General features: G+C 65.7%; 16 protein-coding genes. 8 read left to right on the top strand and 8 right to left on the bottom strand.

Annotated features, from left to right (window positions below):
* Nucleotides 1-13: 13 nt before the first annotated feature.
* The 4 genes from R3P95_RS24390 to R3P95_RS24375 all read left to right on the top strand — a co-directional run bounded on the left by R3P95_RS24390 (nt 14) and on the right by R3P95_RS24375 (nt 3181).
* Nucleotides 14-967 (top strand): 1-phosphofructokinase family hexose kinase, encoded by a 954-nt coding sequence (locus tag R3P95_RS24390; RefSeq protein ID WP_094687668.1) that lies wholly within the window; start codon nt 14-16, stop codon nt 965-967.
* Nucleotides 964-1713, top strand: a complete 750-nt coding sequence (gene surE / locus R3P95_RS24385) for a 5'/3'-nucleotidase SurE (protein WP_317533177.1) — start codon at nt 964-966, stop codon at nt 1711-1713. Before R3P95_RS24390 ends, surE begins: the two co-directional genes overlap by 4 nt.
* 87 nt (nt 1714-1800) lie before the next feature.
* A complete protein-coding gene (locus R3P95_RS24380; protein WP_317549745.1) occupies nt 1801-2889 on the top strand; it encodes a M4 family metallopeptidase in 1089 nt (362 codons plus the stop codon).
* A 10-nt stretch (nt 2890-2899) separates the two neighbouring features.
* Nucleotides 2900-3181 carry a protealysin inhibitor emfourin gene (locus tag R3P95_RS24375; protein ID WP_082899002.1) on the top strand — a complete coding sequence of 94 codons (282 nt, stop codon included), beginning with the start codon at nt 2900-2902 and terminating at the stop codon, nt 3179-3181.
* Nucleotides 3182-3228: 47 nt separating this feature from the next.
* Here the strand turns inward: R3P95_RS24375 and R3P95_RS24370 are convergent, their stop codons facing one another.
* Genes R3P95_RS24370 through R3P95_RS24360 form a run of 3 tightly spaced genes read right to left on the bottom strand, consistent with a single transcriptional unit; the run spans nt 3229 to nt 6311 of the window.
* Nucleotides 3229-3888, bottom strand: coding sequence for an NADPH-dependent F420 reductase (locus R3P95_RS24370; protein ID WP_317549744.1), 660 nt, complete (start codon nt 3886-3888; stop codon nt 3229-3231).
* A gap of 39 nt (nt 3889-3927) precedes the next feature.
* Complete coding sequence (locus R3P95_RS24365) at nt 3928-5418, bottom strand: flavin-containing monooxygenase (RefSeq protein WP_317549743.1); 1491 nt, start codon at nt 5416-5418, stop codon at nt 3928-3930.
* A gap of 26 nt (nt 5419-5444) precedes the next feature.
* Nucleotides 5445-6311: an SDR family oxidoreductase gene (locus tag R3P95_RS24360; RefSeq protein ID WP_149406409.1), complete on the bottom strand. Its 867-nt coding sequence runs from the start codon at nt 6309-6311 to the stop codon at nt 5445-5447.
* 73 nt (nt 6312-6384) lie between these two features.
* On the opposite strand from R3P95_RS24360, the gene R3P95_RS24355 reads away from it, so the two are divergent.
* Nucleotides 6385-7029 carry a TetR/AcrR family transcriptional regulator gene (locus R3P95_RS24355; RefSeq protein WP_317549742.1) on the top strand — a complete coding sequence of 215 codons (645 nt, stop codon included), beginning with the start codon at nt 6385-6387 and terminating at the stop codon, nt 7027-7029.
* Nucleotides 7030-7052: 23 nt separating this feature from the next.
* Here the strand turns inward: R3P95_RS24355 and R3P95_RS24350 are convergent, their stop codons facing one another.
* Nucleotides 7053-8054 carry an EamA family transporter gene (locus tag R3P95_RS24350; protein ID WP_149406407.1) on the bottom strand — a complete coding sequence of 334 codons (1002 nt, stop codon included), beginning with the start codon at nt 8052-8054 and terminating at the stop codon, nt 7053-7055.
* 39 nt (nt 8055-8093) lie between these two features.
* Here R3P95_RS24350 and R3P95_RS24345 point away from each other — a divergent pair, with 39 nt between their 5' ends.
* Together R3P95_RS24345 and R3P95_RS24340 are read left to right on the top strand one after the other, a co-directional pair.
* Nucleotides 8094-8627, top strand: a complete 534-nt coding sequence (locus R3P95_RS24345; RefSeq protein WP_068054245.1) for a CGNR zinc finger domain-containing protein — start codon at nt 8094-8096, stop codon at nt 8625-8627.
* A 134-nt stretch (nt 8628-8761) separates the two neighbouring features.
* Entirely contained in the window at nt 8762-9022 is a 261-nt protein-coding gene (locus R3P95_RS24340) for a hypothetical protein (RefSeq protein WP_068054243.1), read from the top strand.
* Between the two features lie 61 nt (nt 9023-9083).
* Here the strand turns inward: R3P95_RS24340 and R3P95_RS24335 are convergent, their stop codons facing one another.
* Genes R3P95_RS24335 through R3P95_RS24320 form a run of 4 tightly spaced genes read right to left on the bottom strand, consistent with a single transcriptional unit; the run spans nt 9084 to nt 14567 of the window.
* The gene (locus R3P95_RS24335; protein ID WP_317549741.1) at nt 9084-10535 is read right to left on the bottom strand and encodes an aldehyde dehydrogenase family protein; all 1452 of its coding nucleotides are present in this window, start codon (nt 10533-10535) and stop codon (nt 9084-9086) included.
* Between the two features lie 39 nt (nt 10536-10574).
* Nucleotides 10575-12098 (bottom strand): carotenoid oxygenase family protein, encoded by a 1524-nt coding sequence (locus tag R3P95_RS24330; protein WP_317549740.1) that lies wholly within the window; start codon nt 12096-12098, stop codon nt 10575-10577.
* Nucleotides 12091-13722 carry an FAD-dependent monooxygenase gene (locus tag R3P95_RS24325; protein WP_317549739.1) on the bottom strand — a complete coding sequence of 544 codons (1632 nt, stop codon included), beginning with the start codon at nt 13720-13722 and terminating at the stop codon, nt 12091-12093. The genes R3P95_RS24330 and R3P95_RS24325 overlap by 8 nt, the downstream gene beginning before the upstream one ends.
* 59 nt (nt 13723-13781) lie before the next feature.
* The gene (locus R3P95_RS24320) at nt 13782-14567 is read right to left on the bottom strand and encodes an IclR family transcriptional regulator (protein WP_094638652.1); all 786 of its coding nucleotides are present in this window, start codon (nt 14565-14567) and stop codon (nt 13782-13784) included.
* A 147-nt stretch (nt 14568-14714) separates the two neighbouring features.
* Here R3P95_RS24320 and R3P95_RS24315 point away from each other — a divergent pair, with 147 nt between their 5' ends.
* Nucleotides 14715-16301, top strand: a complete 1587-nt coding sequence (locus tag R3P95_RS24315) for an MFS transporter (RefSeq protein WP_317549738.1) — start codon at nt 14715-14717, stop codon at nt 16299-16301.
* The last annotated feature ends 1 nt before the right edge of the window (nt 16302 follow it).

Genomic DNA, 16302 nt, shown 5'->3' with positions numbered 1-16302 from the left:
GCATTCGCAGTCGATGCCTCCCTCCTCTGAATCCCTCAGTGCCCTCGTCTTCGCTCCGTCTCCGCTGTTGACGGTGACCCTCGACAAAGCTCCCAACGGCAACACCGAACTGCACGTGCACGCGGGTGGTCAGGGCCACTGGATCGCCCGGATGGCCACGGTGCTCGGCCTCGACGTCACACTGACGGGGGTGTTCGGCGGCGAGATCGGGGGCATTCTGCGCGACATCGTCGAGCGGGAAGGCATCTCCGTCGTCTCGGTCGACATCGGCCAGGAGAGCGGCTCGTACGTGCACGATCGCCGTAGCGGTGAGCGTGAAATCCTTGCCACGGTCGACCCGCCGCCCCTGGCCAGGCATGCGCTCGACGACCTGTTCAGCGCGGCACTCGCAGCCGGTGCCCGCAGCGACGTCGCCATCCTCGGCGGACCGCACGAAGACGACATCGTTCCACCCGAGGTGTACGAGAGGTTGTGCGCGGACCTCACCGCCCTGGGCAAGACGGTGGTGGCCGACCTGTCCGGGCCGACCATGATCGCTGCGCTCGCCGGCGGCCTCACGGTGCTCAAGGTCAGCCACGAGGACCTCATCGCCGACGGCCGGGCCGAGTCCGAGGACCCGGCGCACCTCATCGACTCGATGCGGAAGATGCACGACGACGGCGCGGAGATCGTCGTGATCTCGCGGGCCGGAGATCCAGCCCTGGCATTGGTGGACGGCGACGTGCTCGAAATTGTCACGCCGGGTCTACGCATGGTCGATCACCACGGAGCAGGCGATTCGATGAGTGCCGGCATTGCCGCAGGGCTCGCTCAGGGATTGTCGGTCCCGGAGGCGTTGCGTCTCGGCGGCGGCGCGGGCACGGCCAACGTCACCCGACGCGGCCTCGGCAGCGGGCGACGCGACCTGGTTCTCGGCCTGACCGAATCGGTGGAGGTTCGTCCGTACAAGAAGGCAGGCAAGAAATGAGAGCCCTGATCACCAACGACGACGGCGTGCACAGCGCGGGCATCGCCCTGCTCGCGCGCGTGGCTGTCGCTGCCGGTCTCGACGTCGTCGTGGCCGCGCCCCACGAGGAGCGCAGCGGGGCCAGCGCATCGTTGACCGGTATGGGCGTCGACGATCATCTGGGCGTCGCAGCGGTGGAGATCGACGGTCTGCCCGATGTCCCGGCGTACGCGGTGCAGGCGTCGCCTGCTCTGATCGCGTTCGTCGCCACCCGAGGAGCCTTCGGCGACGTGCCGGACCTGGTGCTCTCGGGCATCAACCACGGCCCCAATACCGGTGCAGCCGTTCTGCATTCGGGCACCGTCGGGGCCGCATTGACTGCGCTGACCCATGGAGTTCCGGCCATGGCCCTGTCGTCGATCGCCACCGAGCCTGCTCACTGGGACACCGCCGAGCACGTCGCACACCTCGCGGTGACGTGGATGGTGTCGCACGGACCGTCCGACGCCGTCGTCAACGTGAACATCCCGGACGTTCCGCTGGCGGATCTGGCGGGGATCGTGCCGGCATCGCTCGCCCGCTACGGCGCGGTACAGGCCGAAATAGGCGATCGCGGGGAGGATTTCGTCACCGTTCGCTTCGACGAGATCCGAGCCGAGGACGACGATTCCGACGCCTCCCTGCTGGCCCGACACTGGGCGACCGTCACTGCGCTTCGTCCGCCGAGCGAGGTGGATGGCGTCGACCTGTCCACGATGGGCGCGTGATCTCACCGACGAGACCGACTGTGTCGGTGCCCTCGGGCACACTGAAACCATCACCGCACATGCCACGGACCTAGGGGGTCACCGAGTATGACGTCAGTTCTCGATTCCGGATCATCGCGCAGCCAGCATTTCCACGGGGTTGTTCCACCGTTCCTGCTCGAAAGGCTCCAGGGTGCGGGCGCTCGCGCCACCCTGCTCGCCGATCGTGAAATGCGTGCCGGACGCGAGGTGGTGCAGGCGCGCACCGCCATCGCCCCGCGCACCGGCGGCACGCTCGAACGCACGATCTCCGACGCGAAGTCCACCAGGGATCTCCCCGGCCAGCAGGTGCGCGCCGAGGGCGAGGAAGCAACCGGAGACGCCGCGACAGACGAGGCGTACGACGGTCTCGGCGCTACCTATGCGTTCTTCGACGAGGTCTACGGCTACTCGAGTCTCGACGGCAGCGGCCTGCCCCTCGACGCGACGGTGCACTACGGGCAGGACTACGACAACGCGTTCTGGGACGGCTCGCGCATGGTCTTCGGCGACGGTGACGGTGAGGTGTTCGCTCGATTCACCGTCTCGCTCGGCGTCATCGCACACGAACTCGCGCACGGGTTCACGCAGTACACCACCCCACTCGAATACAAGGACCAGGCCGGCGCGCTGAACGAGTCGATCTCCGACGTGTTCGGCGCACTGGTCGAGCAGTACACCGCCGGGCAGAACGCCGAGGACGCGTCGTGGCTGATCGGCGAAGGCCTGTTCCTTCCGGCCGTTCAGGGGAAAGCGTTGCGTTCTCTGCTCGAGCCCGGCACCGCGTACGACGACGACGTGCTGGGTAAGGATCCGCAGCCGGCCAGCATGGACGACTTCGTCGTCACCACCGAGGACGAGGGCGGTGTGCACATCAATTCGGGTATCCCCAACCGTGCATTCGCCGTCGCCGCCACCACTCTGGGCGGTCCGGCCTGGGATCGCGTCGGGCAGGTGTGGTTCGACACGATGACGGTCGGCGGACTGTCTCCTACGGTCGATTTCGCCGGCTTCGCGGCCGCCACACTCGCTGCAGCGAACGAGCGGTACGGAGCCGGTTCCGACGTTGCCGAGGCTGTGGCGACCGGTTGGTCTACCGTGGGAGTTCGGACAACGGGGAACGAGTCCATACCGAAGCCGAGCGACGATCGGGTGTGATCGAGGGCAGATGAGCCTGCGCATCGAGGTATTGCGAACCGGCGGTGTCGCCGGCATGTCCAAGCGCGGAGTCGTCGAGACCGACGAGCCGGAATGGCAGTCGTTGGTCGAGGCCGCGCAGCCGTACATCGCCGATCAGCAGGCCACCGACTCGGCCGACTCGAATGCCCGCGACACGTTCGTCTGGAACGTGTCGGTGGGTGAGCACTCGTGCCGCGTCGGCGATTCGAACCTGACCGGGCCGCTACGCGACCTCGCGGAGCGCACGCTCCGCGAGGGCCGCGTCAAGTAGCTGCCGCGTCAGGTAGCTGTCGCGTCAGGTAGCAAGAGGAATCGAGCTCAGGCCTTCCACTCCGCACTGCGTTCGTTCGTTGCCTGCCCCAGCGCCTCGACGAGCGCGTCGACTCCGAAGTCCTTGCCGTACGAGGGCGTTCCCGGCTGCTGACGCCACGACTGGGCGAGGGTGCCGCCGTCGACGGGGTCGAATCCGAGCTCGTCGATCACCGAGAACACGAGCTTCTTGGAATCCTCGTCGTCGCCTGCGATCGGCAGTGCGATACGACCGCTGGCCCCGCTGGGCACCCCCTTTTCCAACAGGTGCTTCCAGTAGATTCCGTTGAACGCCTTGATCACCGGCTCGCCGAGTTGCTGAGACACCCACACACTTTCGGGTGTCCCACCCTCGATCTCCTCGATCAACCCATCCCGCTGCTGCGGGTAGTAGTTGTTGGTCTCGATGATCGGCGCCCCGGGCTTACGGGCACCGGCAATTCCCGGTGCCAGATCCGGCACGTTCTTCTGCGGAATGCTCAGAATCACCAGGTCTGCGTCCTGAGCCGCGTCGGCGGCCCACACTGCCGTCGCCCCGGTGTCCGCCGCCAGGTCTGCCAGGGTCTCCGGGTCACGAGAGTTCGAGAACCGAACCTCGTGACCGAGTGCCGTCAGGCGACGGACGAGAGTACCGCCGATGAATCCGCTTCCGATGATTCCAATTTTCATACTCGGAACCAACGCACGCCCGACCCCGAACAATTCCCGTCAGGATCCGACGGAGACCTTCGACCGGGGACGACGGAACTTCATGGCCTTGTCCACCACCTTGCCGTAGCGCAGCACCGGCAGGTCGCGGAAGTAGTTCATGCGCAGCTTCCACGGGGTCTCGCTGCCCTGTCTCGGGAAGTTGTCCACCGCCCGCAGCACGTATCCCGCCGCGAAGTCGAGGAACGGTTCCTCGTCGATCGACGGGTCGCGTTCGAGCTCGACTGTGCTGTAGCCCTTCTCGTCCATGTGCGCGAGCAGTCGCATCACGTAGTTCGAGACCATGTCGGCCTTGAGCGTCCACGAGGCGTTGGTGTAACCGACGACGAAGGCGAAGTTGGGGATACCGGTGAGCATCATGCCCTTGTAGGCCATCGTGCTGGGCAGGTCGACGTCCTCGCCGTCGACCCGGAACTGCGCACCGCCGAGAGCGGAGAGGTTCAATCCCGTTGCGGTGACGACGATATCGGCGTCGAGGTGCTGGCCCGACTTCAGCTTCAGGCCGGTCTCGGTGAAGGTGTCGATGTGATCGGTGACGATCGAGACTTCGTCCTTGCGAATCGAACGGAACAGATCGTTGTCGGGCACCAGGCACAGGCGCTGATCCCACGGGTTGTAGGACGGGGTGAAGTGGGTGTCGAGGTCGTATCCCTTCGGCAACCACCCCTCCTGCATCGTCCGGATCCGCTTCTTCATGAACTCCGGGTACTTCTGGCTCAGCGTGTAGATCAACATGGCCATCGACACGTTCTTGAGCCGAGTGACGCTGTACGCCAACTTCTTCGGCAGGCGCTTGCGTAGCGTCTGCGCAATCGGGTCCTGTGACGGAAGCGAGAGGACGTAGCTGGGCGAGCGCTGCAGCAGCGTGACGTGCTCGGCGTCGCGAGCCAGGTTGGGAGCCAACGTGATTGCCGTTGCACCGCTACCGATCACGACGATCTTCTTGCCGGAGTAGTCCAGATCCTCGGGCCAGTGCTGCGGGTGGATCACCTGGCCGCCAAAATTCTCCTGTCCGGCGAACTCGGGGGTGAACCCCTTGTCGTAGTTGTAGTAACCGCTGCAGGAGAACACGAACGACGCCGTGATTGTCACCGTCTCGTCCGTGTCGCTACGGTGCGCGGTCACCGTCCAGAACTGCTGTTCGGACGACCACTCGAGCGCGACGACCTTGTGATGGAACCGAATATGTTTGTCGACGCCCGCTTCCTGCGCGGTTTCGACGATGTAGTTGCGGATGTCGGTGCCGTCGGCGATGGATTTCTCACCCATCCACGGCTTGAAGCTGTATCCGAGGGTGTACATGTCGGAGTCGGAACGAATCCCGGGGTAGCGGAACAGATCCCACGTTCCCCCGATCGCGCCGCGACTTTCGAGGATGGCGTAGGTCTTACCGGGCAGATCGTGCCCGAGGTGGCGCGCGGCCCCGATCCCGGACAGGCCGGCACCGATGATGAGAACGTCGACCTCGGGAGAGGGCAGTACGGCAGTCATGTCAGCGATTCCTTCGATGTCCGGTGTCAGCTGGTCTTGTTGCGAGCGCTCTCGGACCTGCCGAGGCGGGCTACTTCTTCGTCCATCTTCGGCAGGATCGTCGGCACGTGCTCGAGCATGCTGCGATCACCGACCCGCGAGGTGATGACGGCCTTGAACCACGACGCTGCGCCCACCCACCGCGGCACGTAGACACGCCGCTTGCGCTTGGCCAGGCCGTCGACGAACGCGTCGACGCACTGCTCGACGGTCATCGTCTTACCCAGCGGGCCGGGCAGCACCGCGAGCAGATCCTGGAATGCGGTGAGATCGGACTTGGCGTCCTGCACCATCGGTGTGTCGATCCATGCCATGTGCGCGGAGCCGACATCGACACCTCGATAGTTGACCTCGAGCCGGAGGGCGTTCGCAAAGTGTTCTGCCGCAGCCTTACTGGCGTTGTACGCGGCCAGGCCGGGGCACGGGGTGAACGCCGCGAGCGAGGAGACGACGAGGACGTAGCCGTTGCGATCGATGAGCGACGGCAAAGCCGCGCGGACGGTGTTGAACACGCCCATCACGTTGATGTCCATGACGCGTTGGAACGTGGCGGGATCGACCTGCATGATCGATCCGTAGCTCGCGATGCCTGCGTTCGCCAGCACCAGATCGATGCCGCCGTACGCCTCGATTCCCCCGTCGACGGCGCGCTGCATGTCGTCCAGATTCCGCACGTCGGCAACGAATGCCGCTGCTTTCAGCTGGGTTGCGAGTTCCAGGAGGGGTGCCTCGTCGACATCGACGAGAACCAGCTGGGCACCTCGGCCCGCCAGCGCACGTGCCGTTGCGGCACCGATTCCCCGTGCCGCTCCGGTGATCAGAACGACCTTGTTCCGCAGCGTCGACGCCGCCATCTGCTCCCCCTCGATCGAAATGCTTGTCTGCGAACACTTTGCATCTGATACCGAGCGGTGTCAAGATCTGTCTGTGACTACCCATCACAGCGAACCCGGCCGTACCTACCGAGGTGCCGACCCGCAGCAGAGGCAGCAGGAGCGTCGAATTCGCCTGCTCGACGCCGCCGTGAAGGTCTTCGGCACCACCGGCTACCGGACGGCAACCGTGGAGAAGGTGTGCAGCGAGGCCGGGCTGACCAAGCGCTACTTCTACGAGTCCTTCTCCAACAGCGAGGACTTGCTCATGGCCGCCTACGGCCGAGCGACCGACGCCATGCGCGAGAACATCCTGGCCGGTGCGCAGGCCGAGGCCGACTCCACCGAACAGGTTCTCCGTGGCGCTCTCACCGGCTTCTTCACGTTCGTCGCCGAGAATCCTGGATCCGCGCGCATCGCCTTCGTCGAGATTCTCGGAGTCTCGCCCACCGTCGACGCGCTCTACCGCAAGACGACGACCTCGTTCTCCGAGACGGTGCTGCAGGTGGCCGAGGCCGCCGGATCCAGCCGCGGACTCGCCGGGCCCAACCGTCGAACACTGGCCATGGGCCTGGTGGGCGCGGTCCTCACCATCGCCCAACAATGGCTGCTCTCTCCCGAACGCGAACCGCTGGACTCGGTGATCGCCAGCGCCCACACCATTCTCGCCGCCGTGGTGTTCGGACGCGTCGACAGCTGAGCTGCGATGTAGGACCTACAGGCTCAAGGCCTGCTCTGCAACGGCTCCACCGGCTCGTGAGCCGTGGCGCGTTCTCCTGATTTGACGACGACCACGCCGAGCAGAACCAGTGCGCCACCGGCCAATTGGACCGGTGCCGGTGCCTGCCCGAGCAGCAGCCACGCGAACACCAGTGCCGCAACGACCTCCATCAGACCCATGAACGACGCCAACCGAGACCCGAGACGTCGGCCCGCCGCGATCCCGAGAACGTAGGCCAGCGCGGCGGTCACGACGCCGAGGCCGATGATCGGAACCCACCACGGAACGACCGCATCGACGAAGGTGACGTCGGTGAGCGGAGCAGCGAACGGGACGATCCCGATGAGCCCGGCGACCAGCAGGATGAGCCCGCCCGTCAACAGACCGGCTCCGGCGAGCACGATCGGCGGGAGGCCGTTGCTCTCGTCCGCCGACAGCACCCAGTACACGGCCGCACCGACCATCGAGCCCAGCGCCCACAGCACGCCGACCGAGTCCACGTCGGCACCGGAGATCAGATCGAGCACGAGCACCAGCCCCATCGCGGCCAGCAGTGCGCCCACCACGGTCAGGCGACCGGGACGCTGCTGGTGCCGGAACCACATCCACCCGATGACGGCCACGGGCGAGGTGAACTCGATCAGCAGCGCGACACCCACCTCCATGCGTCCGACAGCGTTGAAAAAGGCGAGCTGGCACCCAGCCACCGCGAAGGCACCGTAGGCGAGGAGTAGCTTCCAGTTCTTCGCCAGCAGATTCCACCGTCCGCGCAACGCGAGGATCGACGGAATCAGCAGGACGGCTGCGGCGAGCAGAATTCGCGCGGTCACCGCGGCCCCGGCAGTCCAGCCTGCGTCGAGCAGGCCCGTGGCGAGTGAGCCGGAAAGCCCGAAGGACGCCGCGGAGAGCAGCGCGAAACCGAGTCCCGAGAGTCGACGCGACCGCGCGGCAGCATCGTGGGTGGCCGCGAGATCCGCATTCGCGTCATGAGTGTAAGCCGTCATGACATGTGACAGTAGGGACCGACTTGGTAAGGTGTCAACATGCTTTTTGCTCATGACGCGGAACTGTCACTGTTGGCGGCCGTGGCGTTGATCAATTCCGCCGAGGAGCCGGACACGCTGACCACCCGCGAGCAGCTCGCCGAGTTCTTCACCGAACAGGGCTACTCCGGCCGCTTCGACGGCGACGACGCCGAGCTCGAGGCCGTGAGAGCACTGCGCCCGACCCTGCGCGCGCTGCTGACCAGCAGCCGAGACGACGCTGTGGTCGAGGTGAACCGTCTGCTCGCCGAATCCTCGGCCCTGCCCCGACTGGTTCGTCACGGAGATCTCGACTGGCACATCCATGCCGTCGCCGACGACAGTCCGCTCGCGACCCGCATCGTCGTCGAGACCGCGATGTCCATGATCGACGTCATCCGAGCGGACGAGCTCTCGCGCTTCGACGTCTGCGCGGATCCGGACTGCAACGGCCTGGTCCTCGACCTCTCGCGCAACCGATCCCGCCGGTTCTGCAGCACTACCTGCGGGAACCGAGCGGCCGTTGCCGCGTACCGCGCGCGCAAGGCTCAGTGACGACGGCCACTGGGCACTGCGGGGCTTAATCGGTCGGCTTTCGGGTATCCCCCGCTCCGAGCTGATCGAAAGGAATTGCCCCTATGGTCGAGAAAAGGCCTACCAAAACGAGCTGGGCCAGAGCTGTCGAGAACATGCTGGCTGTCATCTTGATCTTCGCCGGTATCGCCGCCGCAGGCGGTCTGATCGCCGCATTGGCGGGCGGCTTCGAGGGTTGGGCGATCGTCGCCGGAATCGCCGTGATCGTGTTGTTCGGTGCCGGATTCCTCGCGATTCGCGACGGCGCTCGACGACGAGCCCTCGAAACGAACACCGTCGTCTACGCCCCGGACAACACCGACCAGCTGTTCGACGTCGACCCGAACACCGGTGAGCGAACCCCGCACCGCGAGTAGCGCACTCGATGCGGGGCCGCTGCAGGTTCAGAAGGGCTGTGACTTCAGAAGGGCTGTGACTTCAGAAGGGATACTTCTGAATGTCCGACTGCATCGTGACCCACTGCAGATCGCAGAACGTATCGAGGTTGACGGTGGTGCCGAAGTGTCCACCGGAACCCGATGCCTTGACGCCACCGAACGGCGCGACGGCCTCGTCGTCGATCGTCTGGTCGTTGATGTGCACGGCACCGGAACGAATTCGGTCCGCCAGCTCGTAGGCCTTGAACGGGTTCGAGGTCAGAACAGCAACGGACAGGCCGTATTCCGAGGAATTGACGATGTCGATTGCCTCGTCGACGGTGCGGTACGTAGTGATGGGTGCGACCGGGCCGAATATCTCCTCGGTGAACGCGGGTGAATCCTTAGGCACGTTACCGAGCACGGTCGGTCGGTAGTAGAGCCCGTCGAAAGTTCCGCCTGCAGCCAGTTCGGCACCGGCCGTCACCGTGGCTTGCACGATGCTGTCGACTCGCTTCAACTGGTTCTCGTCGATGATGGGCCCCAACGCATTCGACGGGTCGGTCGGATCTCCGACGGTGATGCGCGCGGCGATCTTCGCGAGTTCCGCCGTGTACTGCTCGGCGAGATGCTCGGGAACGAGGTGCCGACCCGACGCCATACAGATCTGCCCCTGGTGCAGGAACGATCCCCACGCGCCCGCCGATGCAGCGGCCTCGATGTCTGCATCGGGCAGCACGAGGAACGCGTTGTTTCCGCCGAGCTCGAGGTGGACCTTCTTGAGCAACGGCGCAGCGGCTTCCGCGATTCGGCGGCCGGCCGCGGTGGATCCGGTGAAGGAGATGCACGGCACGTCGGGGTGCGAGACGAGCGCCGCTCCCACGTCGGCACCCGAGGGCAGTACGTGCAACAGACCGTCCGGCAGGCCGGCCTCGGCGAGAATCTCGGCGAGGATCAGTCCACCCGAAATCGGCGTTCGCGGATCGGGTTTGAGCACAACGGCATTGCCGACGGCCAGAGCAGGCGCGACCGACCGCATAGACAGTACCGCTGGGAAGTTGAACGGACTGATCACGCCGATGACGCCCATCGGAACGTATCGCCCTACCGAAAACCGGGACTTCGCGCTGCGCAGGACCTGCCCGTAGGGCTGGGACGCCAACGTGGCCGCCTCGGTCAGTTCGGCAAGAACCAAGCCGACCTCGGCCCCTGCCTTGCCGTGACTGGATCCCGATTCGGGAATCAGCCACCGAGTCAGACGCTCGGGGTTCTGCCCGAGAATCGCCGCAGCCCTCGCCATGACCGATGCTCGCTCCAGGTAGGGCTTGGCGGCCCATTCTTGCTGCGCACGTGCAGCTTTCGCGACTGCTCGATCGAGGTCCGCGACGTCCGCAGCACCGACTGTGGCCACGAGGGCCCCGTCGGCAGGAGCCGTGACGTCGAGGGTTCCACCGCCGCCGTCCAGCCATCCGCCGTCGAATATCTTCGCCGTCCACGCCAGTGTGTTCGCCATGTCAGTCCTGCTCTTTCATTCTCGGTGTTCTTATCTTCGTTACCGCTGGGCTGCGATCGCTGCGTCGAGCACCTCGGCCTCGGCCCAGGATCCGTGGAACGCGAACGGAACTCGGACGGGAAGCTTCACCCGCGCGAGAGGTTCGCGGGTGAACGCGTCGGCCTCGTGCACCAGCAGCTCGGAGAGTCCGGTCGCCGGATTCCACCACAGGGTCAGCAGATATCCGTCGTTCTCGCCGCTCGCTCCTCGACGCTGGACGAAGACCGGTTCGCTGGGGCTGGTCAATCCGTCGGGCCCTTCGAGCACGACCGTCTGGCCGGTGGAGAAGTCATGGCGCGCAAGCCCATCCGTCAGAGTCAGCGGAGACAGATCTCGGGTGGTGGCGAAGTAGCCGAAGCGATTCTCCTTGCCCAGCCACGCGTCGTTGATCTTCGGGAATTCACCCGCGATCCCGCTGTGCATGTGCTGGGTGGTTGTCCCAGTCGCAGTATCGAGCACGAACCGCCAGGCCATCGCGGGTGGAAACCAGGAGTGCGAGTCGATCGGCTCGTCCGAGTCGTCGGCCGGATTGCCCAGACGCGCGATGACGTGCAGATCCACCACGATTCCTGTGGCGGTTTCGTGCGCGTTGAAGAAGTGCGTCGGGGCCAGCATCAGACCGGTGTCGTACCAGCTCACCTCATGGGTGCGACGGTCGAGCACGGCGAACCTGCTGCCGTTCGGCGTCGCCGATTCGTCCCAGAGCACGCCGGGTCGCCCCTCCATGATGCGGTCGAGGCGGAACTGGTTGGGCGAGATGAGGAAGATCGCGAGGTGTTCGCTCACGATGTAATCGTGAACCATTGCCGGGCACCCCATGTCGAAACCGAAGGAATCGACGACGGTGCCGCTGGTATCGGCCTCGTACCACGTCAGTCTCGGCCCGATGGCAGAGTAGAACAGCATGTTTCCGGTCGACGGTTCGATCTTGTAGTGCGCCGTGCACAGGATGTCGAGCGCACCACCGAAGTTGTACGTGCCCTGCGTATCGAGAGTTTCGGGGTGCATCGAATGCGGCAGTCCGCCTTCGTAGTACACCAGCAGATGGTCGGCGAACAGCCCGACGTTGGTATTGGCGACGCTCTTCGACGGCGGCGCGCCCTCGGGCAGATCCCGCTTGGCCTTGCCGGAGCCGTTGACGAAACCGCTGTACAGCGCTTCCCCGGCCTCCACCTCGATCTTCATGGTGTCGGTGTGCACCCACTTCATCCGGAACGACGCCTTACCGTCGCGGATGTAGGTGCCCGCGACGCCGCCGTCGCCCTCCCACCAGTGGTAGCGGTCGGTGTCGAGCGGCTCGAAGCGTGGATTGTCGGCCACTCGGAACAGCGCGCCGGCGAGATCGTCGGGGAGTTTCCCGATGACCTCGAGGTCGAACGCCTCGGTCTCCTCGTGCCACGGCGCGAACGGCCCGTTCAGAAACTTGTTGGACGTGTTCCAGTCGACGTCCGCCTCGTGCCGCGGAGTCGGGGGCGCGGTGCGGCGGACCACAGTCGTCGGCAGCGGGGTAGGAAGTTCACGCATAGCTGATGCCTTTCGTCTCGATGTAGGACAGTTCGGAAGGACTCACCGAAGTTCCGATCCACGACGCCACCGCGGCTCTCACGTCGGCTCGAACGTCGTCACCGTCGTGTGGATGCCACGCGGCCGCAACGAAGCGGTCGGGTCGGATGAGCACGAATCTTCCGGTGTACGTGCGCATCTCGTCGTCCAGCCGACCGTCGACGTCGAGTAGAACGTTGATACCGTCCATCCTCGGCACCGTGCGATCGGTGGGCACAGCGACCTCGACTGCGTGTAGGCCGCGGCCGATATCGCGCGCGTGCGCCCACTCCGCCGTGTCGTGTACGTCGACTCCCACCAGCGCCCAACCGGTTCCGAGGATCTCGTCGAGCGGGCGGATGGTTCGGGTCGCCGAGTCGAAGGCCCGGGGTTGCCCGATCATGCTCCCGGTGTCGTCGCCGGGGAGTACGAGCCCGTCGGAGAATCGGTACGGCGGGCGATAGGCCATGGTCTCGAACCAGCGTCGCCCGTTCTCGGTGGCCAATGCGGCCCGGACCAACTCGTCGCGCCTGGCCGCGATGCGAGGGTTGGTCGTCATCACCACGCGGCCCAACCGCTCGGATGCGCGAACAACCGCGGCGGCGTGCGGGCAGCGCTCGGATTGGTATGTGGCCAAGACACTGTCGTTCAGGCAACCGTCGAGCACGCCGGTCAACTTCCACGCCAGATTTGCGGCGTCGCGAATGCCGGAGTTCAGACCCTGACCGGCGAACGGCGGCATCATGTGTGCGGCGTCGCCGAGCAGGAAGCAGCGCCCCAGCTGCCATCGATCGGCCACGAGGCCGTGGAAGCGATAGTTGACGGCTCGTTCGACCTGAGCGGGTGTGATCGGCCGGTAGCGCGAGACGAGCCTTTCGATGAGCTCGAACGGTGGCGCGTCGGTGGCCGTACCCTCCCCCTCGAAGAGGCGGAATTCGTATCGACAGCGGCCGCCGAGACCCGGCACCACCACGTGCGGCCTGCTCGGATCGGCGTGGTGCATGCCGTAGCGCTCGATGTGGGGGTCGCCGAGCGTGTCGACCACCAACCACAATTCCGGGTGGCTGCGTCCGATCATCCCGATACCGAGCAGGTTTCGGACGGTCGATCGTCCGCCGTCGCAACCGAGGAGGTAGCGGGCTCGCACCGTGCGTCCGCCCGCTTCGATGGCCACGGCGTCCGCGTCCTGCACGATCGACGTGACCTCGGTGTCGAACCGAACGGTGACATTGCGCGCCGTGTGCAGCGCTTCGGCCAGCACACGCTCCAGGTCCGGTTGCGCGAACGGGTTCTTGAAGGAGTAGCCCAACCGGTAGGCGCTCTCCGCGCCGCCGTGGAACAGCGGTTCGTCGTCGAGTCCGTAGTAGCGGGTTCCGGTGCCGGGCACGACGATCGGCAGGATTCTGTCGATCACGCCTGCCTGCTGATAGGTGCGCAGTGCCTCGTCGTCGATGCTGATCGCTTTGGGTTCGTCGCTCATCGTCGAGCGCCGCTCGAGAACGACGACGCGGAGCCCTCGTGCAGCGAGCAGCAGGCCCGCGGTCATCCCGACCGGACCGGCACCGCAGATCGCTACGTCGTAGAGGGTGTCGAATCTCGTATCCACACCACCAACGTAGCGCGCATCACGTTAAATAGGAATGCTGTCCCATAAAATAGGACACGCTACGAACTGACGACGGCCAATCTCGTCGACAGCGTCTGCGCCGCGGCCCGCACTGCGGTGACGAGCACGTCGGTCCGGTCCTCCGGGACTCGACGCCTGATCGCGACGATGCTCAATGCCGCTGCCACCGAACCGGACTCGTCGAAGATCGGTGCGGCGATTCCCATCGCATCCGGGTCCACCTCGGCGACGGTCAGGCCGTAGCCGGTGGTGCGGATCCGCTCGAGGCGATCGACGAGGCGATCGACGTCGGTCAACGTTCGATCGGTGAAGCGTTGCAGCTCGTGCCGACCCAGAATCGAGCGGATTTCCTTCTCCGGCAACCAGGCCAACAGCGTCAGCGCCGACGCGCCGGCGTTGATGGGCAGCCGACTCCCCCGCTCGTAGCTCAGGCGCACCAGTTGCTTGGCTCCCTCACACCGCTCGATGCACACTGCCGTGTCGTCGACGAGCCTGGTGAGCAACACCGTTTCGCCCACCTCGTCGGCGAGTTCACGCATCACCGGTTGGGCGATCGTCGTCAATCCGTAACCGCGCCGGGCCAATCGAGCAAGTTCGAGTACCGCGACACCCAACCGAAAGCCGCCATTGGGGGCTTCCTCGAGAAACGATGCGCCGACCAACGTCTGCAGATATCGATATGCCGTGGAGCGGGCACTGCCGAGAGCCTCGGCGACATCGTTCGCGCTGATCTGCAGGCGATCCTCGGTGAACATGCCCAGGATGATCAGCGCGCGGTCGGCTGTGCTGTTGCGTTCTCTGTATCCACTCGTTTCCGATGCCATGTCGCCATCATAGTTCTGACTGTCAGGACTGCAGTGTCATCAAACGAACCAACACTCTCGACAGCTGTGATCCAGGCCATGAACACTGTCCTGTATTAGACAACAGCAGTCCTGCTTTACAGGACACGGCCTCCGGACGAGGAACTCATGAAACCCACCCAACACAAGCTGGATCGCGGCACGCTCATCGCCTGCTGCCTCGCGATCGGCGTCGCCCAGATGGGCGTCTCACTCGCGGCGCCCATTCTCGGCGTGATCCAACGCGACCTCGGAGCGAGCGCTGCGGCGCTGGCCTGGATCCCGGCCGCGTTCATCCTTCCCACCGCCATCCTCGAGCTCAACTTCGGCGTGCTGGGCGACATGTTCGGCCGCAAGAGGCTGCTCGTCTGGGGCGGCGTGCTCGTCTTCCTCGGAGACGTCGTCGCCGGAACGTCGGGAACTCTGACGCAGCTGATCGCCGGGCAGGCCATCGCCGGACTCGGCGCTGCCGCAATCTTTCCCACGTCACTGGCCATGCTGGTCTCGGCAACCCCGGAACGTCAGGAACGAGCCCGCGCCCTGTCTCTCTGGGCGGTCAGCCTGGCGTTCGGTGCCATGATCGCCCCGCTGATCAGCGGCTTCGCCGCCGAACACTTCAGCTGGGGCTGGTCGTTCGCCATTCCCGCCGTGCTGGGTCTCGTCACCGCAGCCGTCAGCGCCGCGGTGATCGTCGACTCGCGTCATCCCGCCGGACGCGGACTGGACTGGCCCGGCCAGATCACCATCGCCGTCGCGTTGCTCGCGCTGCTGTACGCGGTGATCCAGGGCTCCGTGGACGGCTACTCGAGCCCCGTCATCGTGGGCACTTTCGTGCTCGCAGTCGCGTCGTTCGTCGCGTTCGTCATCAGCGAGCAGCGAGCCCGCACCCCGATGCTGAACCTCGCGCTGTTCCGTACCCCGGCCTTCGCAGCGGCCGCCCTGATCGGTTTGCTCGCGATGTTCGGCTTCATCGGCACCGCCTACGCGCTCAGCGTGAAACTCGAAGCGATCCTGCACGTCAGCCCGCTGCAGGCCGCACTACCGTTCGCCCTCATCCAAGCCGTACCACTGCTCCTCACTCCGTTGCTCCCGCGCCTGTTGATGCGCGTCGCGGCCCGCACCCTGCTGGTCACCGGACTGTCGGCACTGGCCATCGGTCAGATATGGATGGCTCAGCTACCGGGCGACTCCACCTCACTGCTCGCGATGACCGGCCCGATCCTGCTGCTCGGCACCGGCTTCATCACCATGTTCACCGCACTGACGGCCGTCGCCGTCGGAGCCGTCGCCATCGACTACGCCGGAATGGCAAGCGCGGTCACCAGTCTCGTTCGCGAAACCGGCCAGAGCCTCGGCCCCGCGATCGTCAGCGCCGTGGCCTTCGGAGTTGCCGGAGCCACCCTCACCTCCAACCTGTCCGACGGTTCCCTCCCTCCCGAGGCGGTGGGCGTGGCCTCCGGCGTCGCCGAGCAGGGCGGGCCGCTGGCGGTGGCCAACGCCGACCTCGGCCCGATCTCGGATCTCGTTGCACCGCTTGCCCGTACGGCCCTCGAAACCGGACTCGACATGGGAATCTACGTCTGTGCCGGGGCCACCGTCCTGGCTGCGCTCATCGCCCTTGTCATCCCCGGCGGAGCCCCGAAGGGCCTCGATGCGGCCCCAATCGATGCGGCAGCGTCACCTGCGGCCGGGCGACTGCTGCCGGCAGGTGAGTGAG

The organism is Rhodococcus cercidiphylli (assembly GCF_033042225.1).
Taxonomy (GTDB): Bacteria; Actinomycetota; Actinomycetes; order Mycobacteriales; family Mycobacteriaceae; genus Rhodococcoides.
Note: the sequence above shows the minus strand (reverse complement) of the source record. Positions and strands in the feature narration are given on the sequence as shown.

What these genes read in the sequence shown, in the direction of transcription:
- R3P95_RS24345 (WP_068054245.1), top strand. Translation starts at nt 8,094, where the DNA reads ATGCTTTTTGCTCATGACGCGGAACTGTCACTGTTGGCGGCCGTGGCG.
- R3P95_RS24365 (WP_317549743.1), bottom strand. Translation starts at nt 5,418, where the DNA reads ATGACTGCCGTACTGCCCTCTCCCGAGGTCGACGTTCTCATCATCGGT.
- R3P95_RS24380 (WP_317549745.1), top strand. Translation starts at nt 1,801, where the DNA reads ATGACGTCAGTTCTCGATTCCGGATCATCGCGCAGCCAGCATTTCCAC.
- R3P95_RS24335 (WP_317549741.1), bottom strand. Translation starts at nt 10,535, where the DNA reads ATGGCGAACACACTGGCGTGGACGGCGAAGATATTCGACGGCGGATGG.
- R3P95_RS24390 (WP_094687668.1), top strand. Translation starts at nt 14, where the DNA reads ATGCCTCCCTCCTCTGAATCCCTCAGTGCCCTCGTCTTCGCTCCGTCT.
- R3P95_RS24375 (WP_082899002.1), top strand. Translation starts at nt 2,900, where the DNA reads ATGAGCCTGCGCATCGAGGTATTGCGAACCGGCGGTGTCGCCGGCATG.
- R3P95_RS24320 (WP_094638652.1), bottom strand. Translation starts at nt 14,567, where the DNA reads ATGGCATCGGAAACGAGTGGATACAGAGAACGCAACAGCACAGCCGAC.
- surE (WP_317533177.1), top strand. Translation starts at nt 964, where the DNA reads ATGAGAGCCCTGATCACCAACGACGACGGCGTGCACAGCGCGGGCATC.
- R3P95_RS24330 (WP_317549740.1), bottom strand. Translation starts at nt 12,098, where the DNA reads ATGCGTGAACTTCCTACCCCGCTGCCGACGACTGTGGTCCGCCGCACC.
- R3P95_RS24350 (WP_149406407.1), bottom strand. Translation starts at nt 8,054, where the DNA reads ATGACGGCTTACACTCATGACGCGAATGCGGATCTCGCGGCCACCCAC.
- R3P95_RS24315 (WP_317549738.1), top strand. Translation starts at nt 14,715, where the DNA reads ATGAAACCCACCCAACACAAGCTGGATCGCGGCACGCTCATCGCCTGC.
- R3P95_RS24340 (WP_068054243.1), top strand. Translation starts at nt 8,762, where the DNA reads ATGCTGGCTGTCATCTTGATCTTCGCCGGTATCGCCGCCGCAGGCGGT.
- R3P95_RS24360 (WP_149406409.1), bottom strand. Translation starts at nt 6,311, where the DNA reads ATGGCGGCGTCGACGCTGCGGAACAAGGTCGTTCTGATCACCGGAGCG.
- R3P95_RS24370 (WP_317549744.1), bottom strand. Translation starts at nt 3,888, where the DNA reads ATGAAAATTGGAATCATCGGAAGCGGATTCATCGGCGGTACTCTCGTC.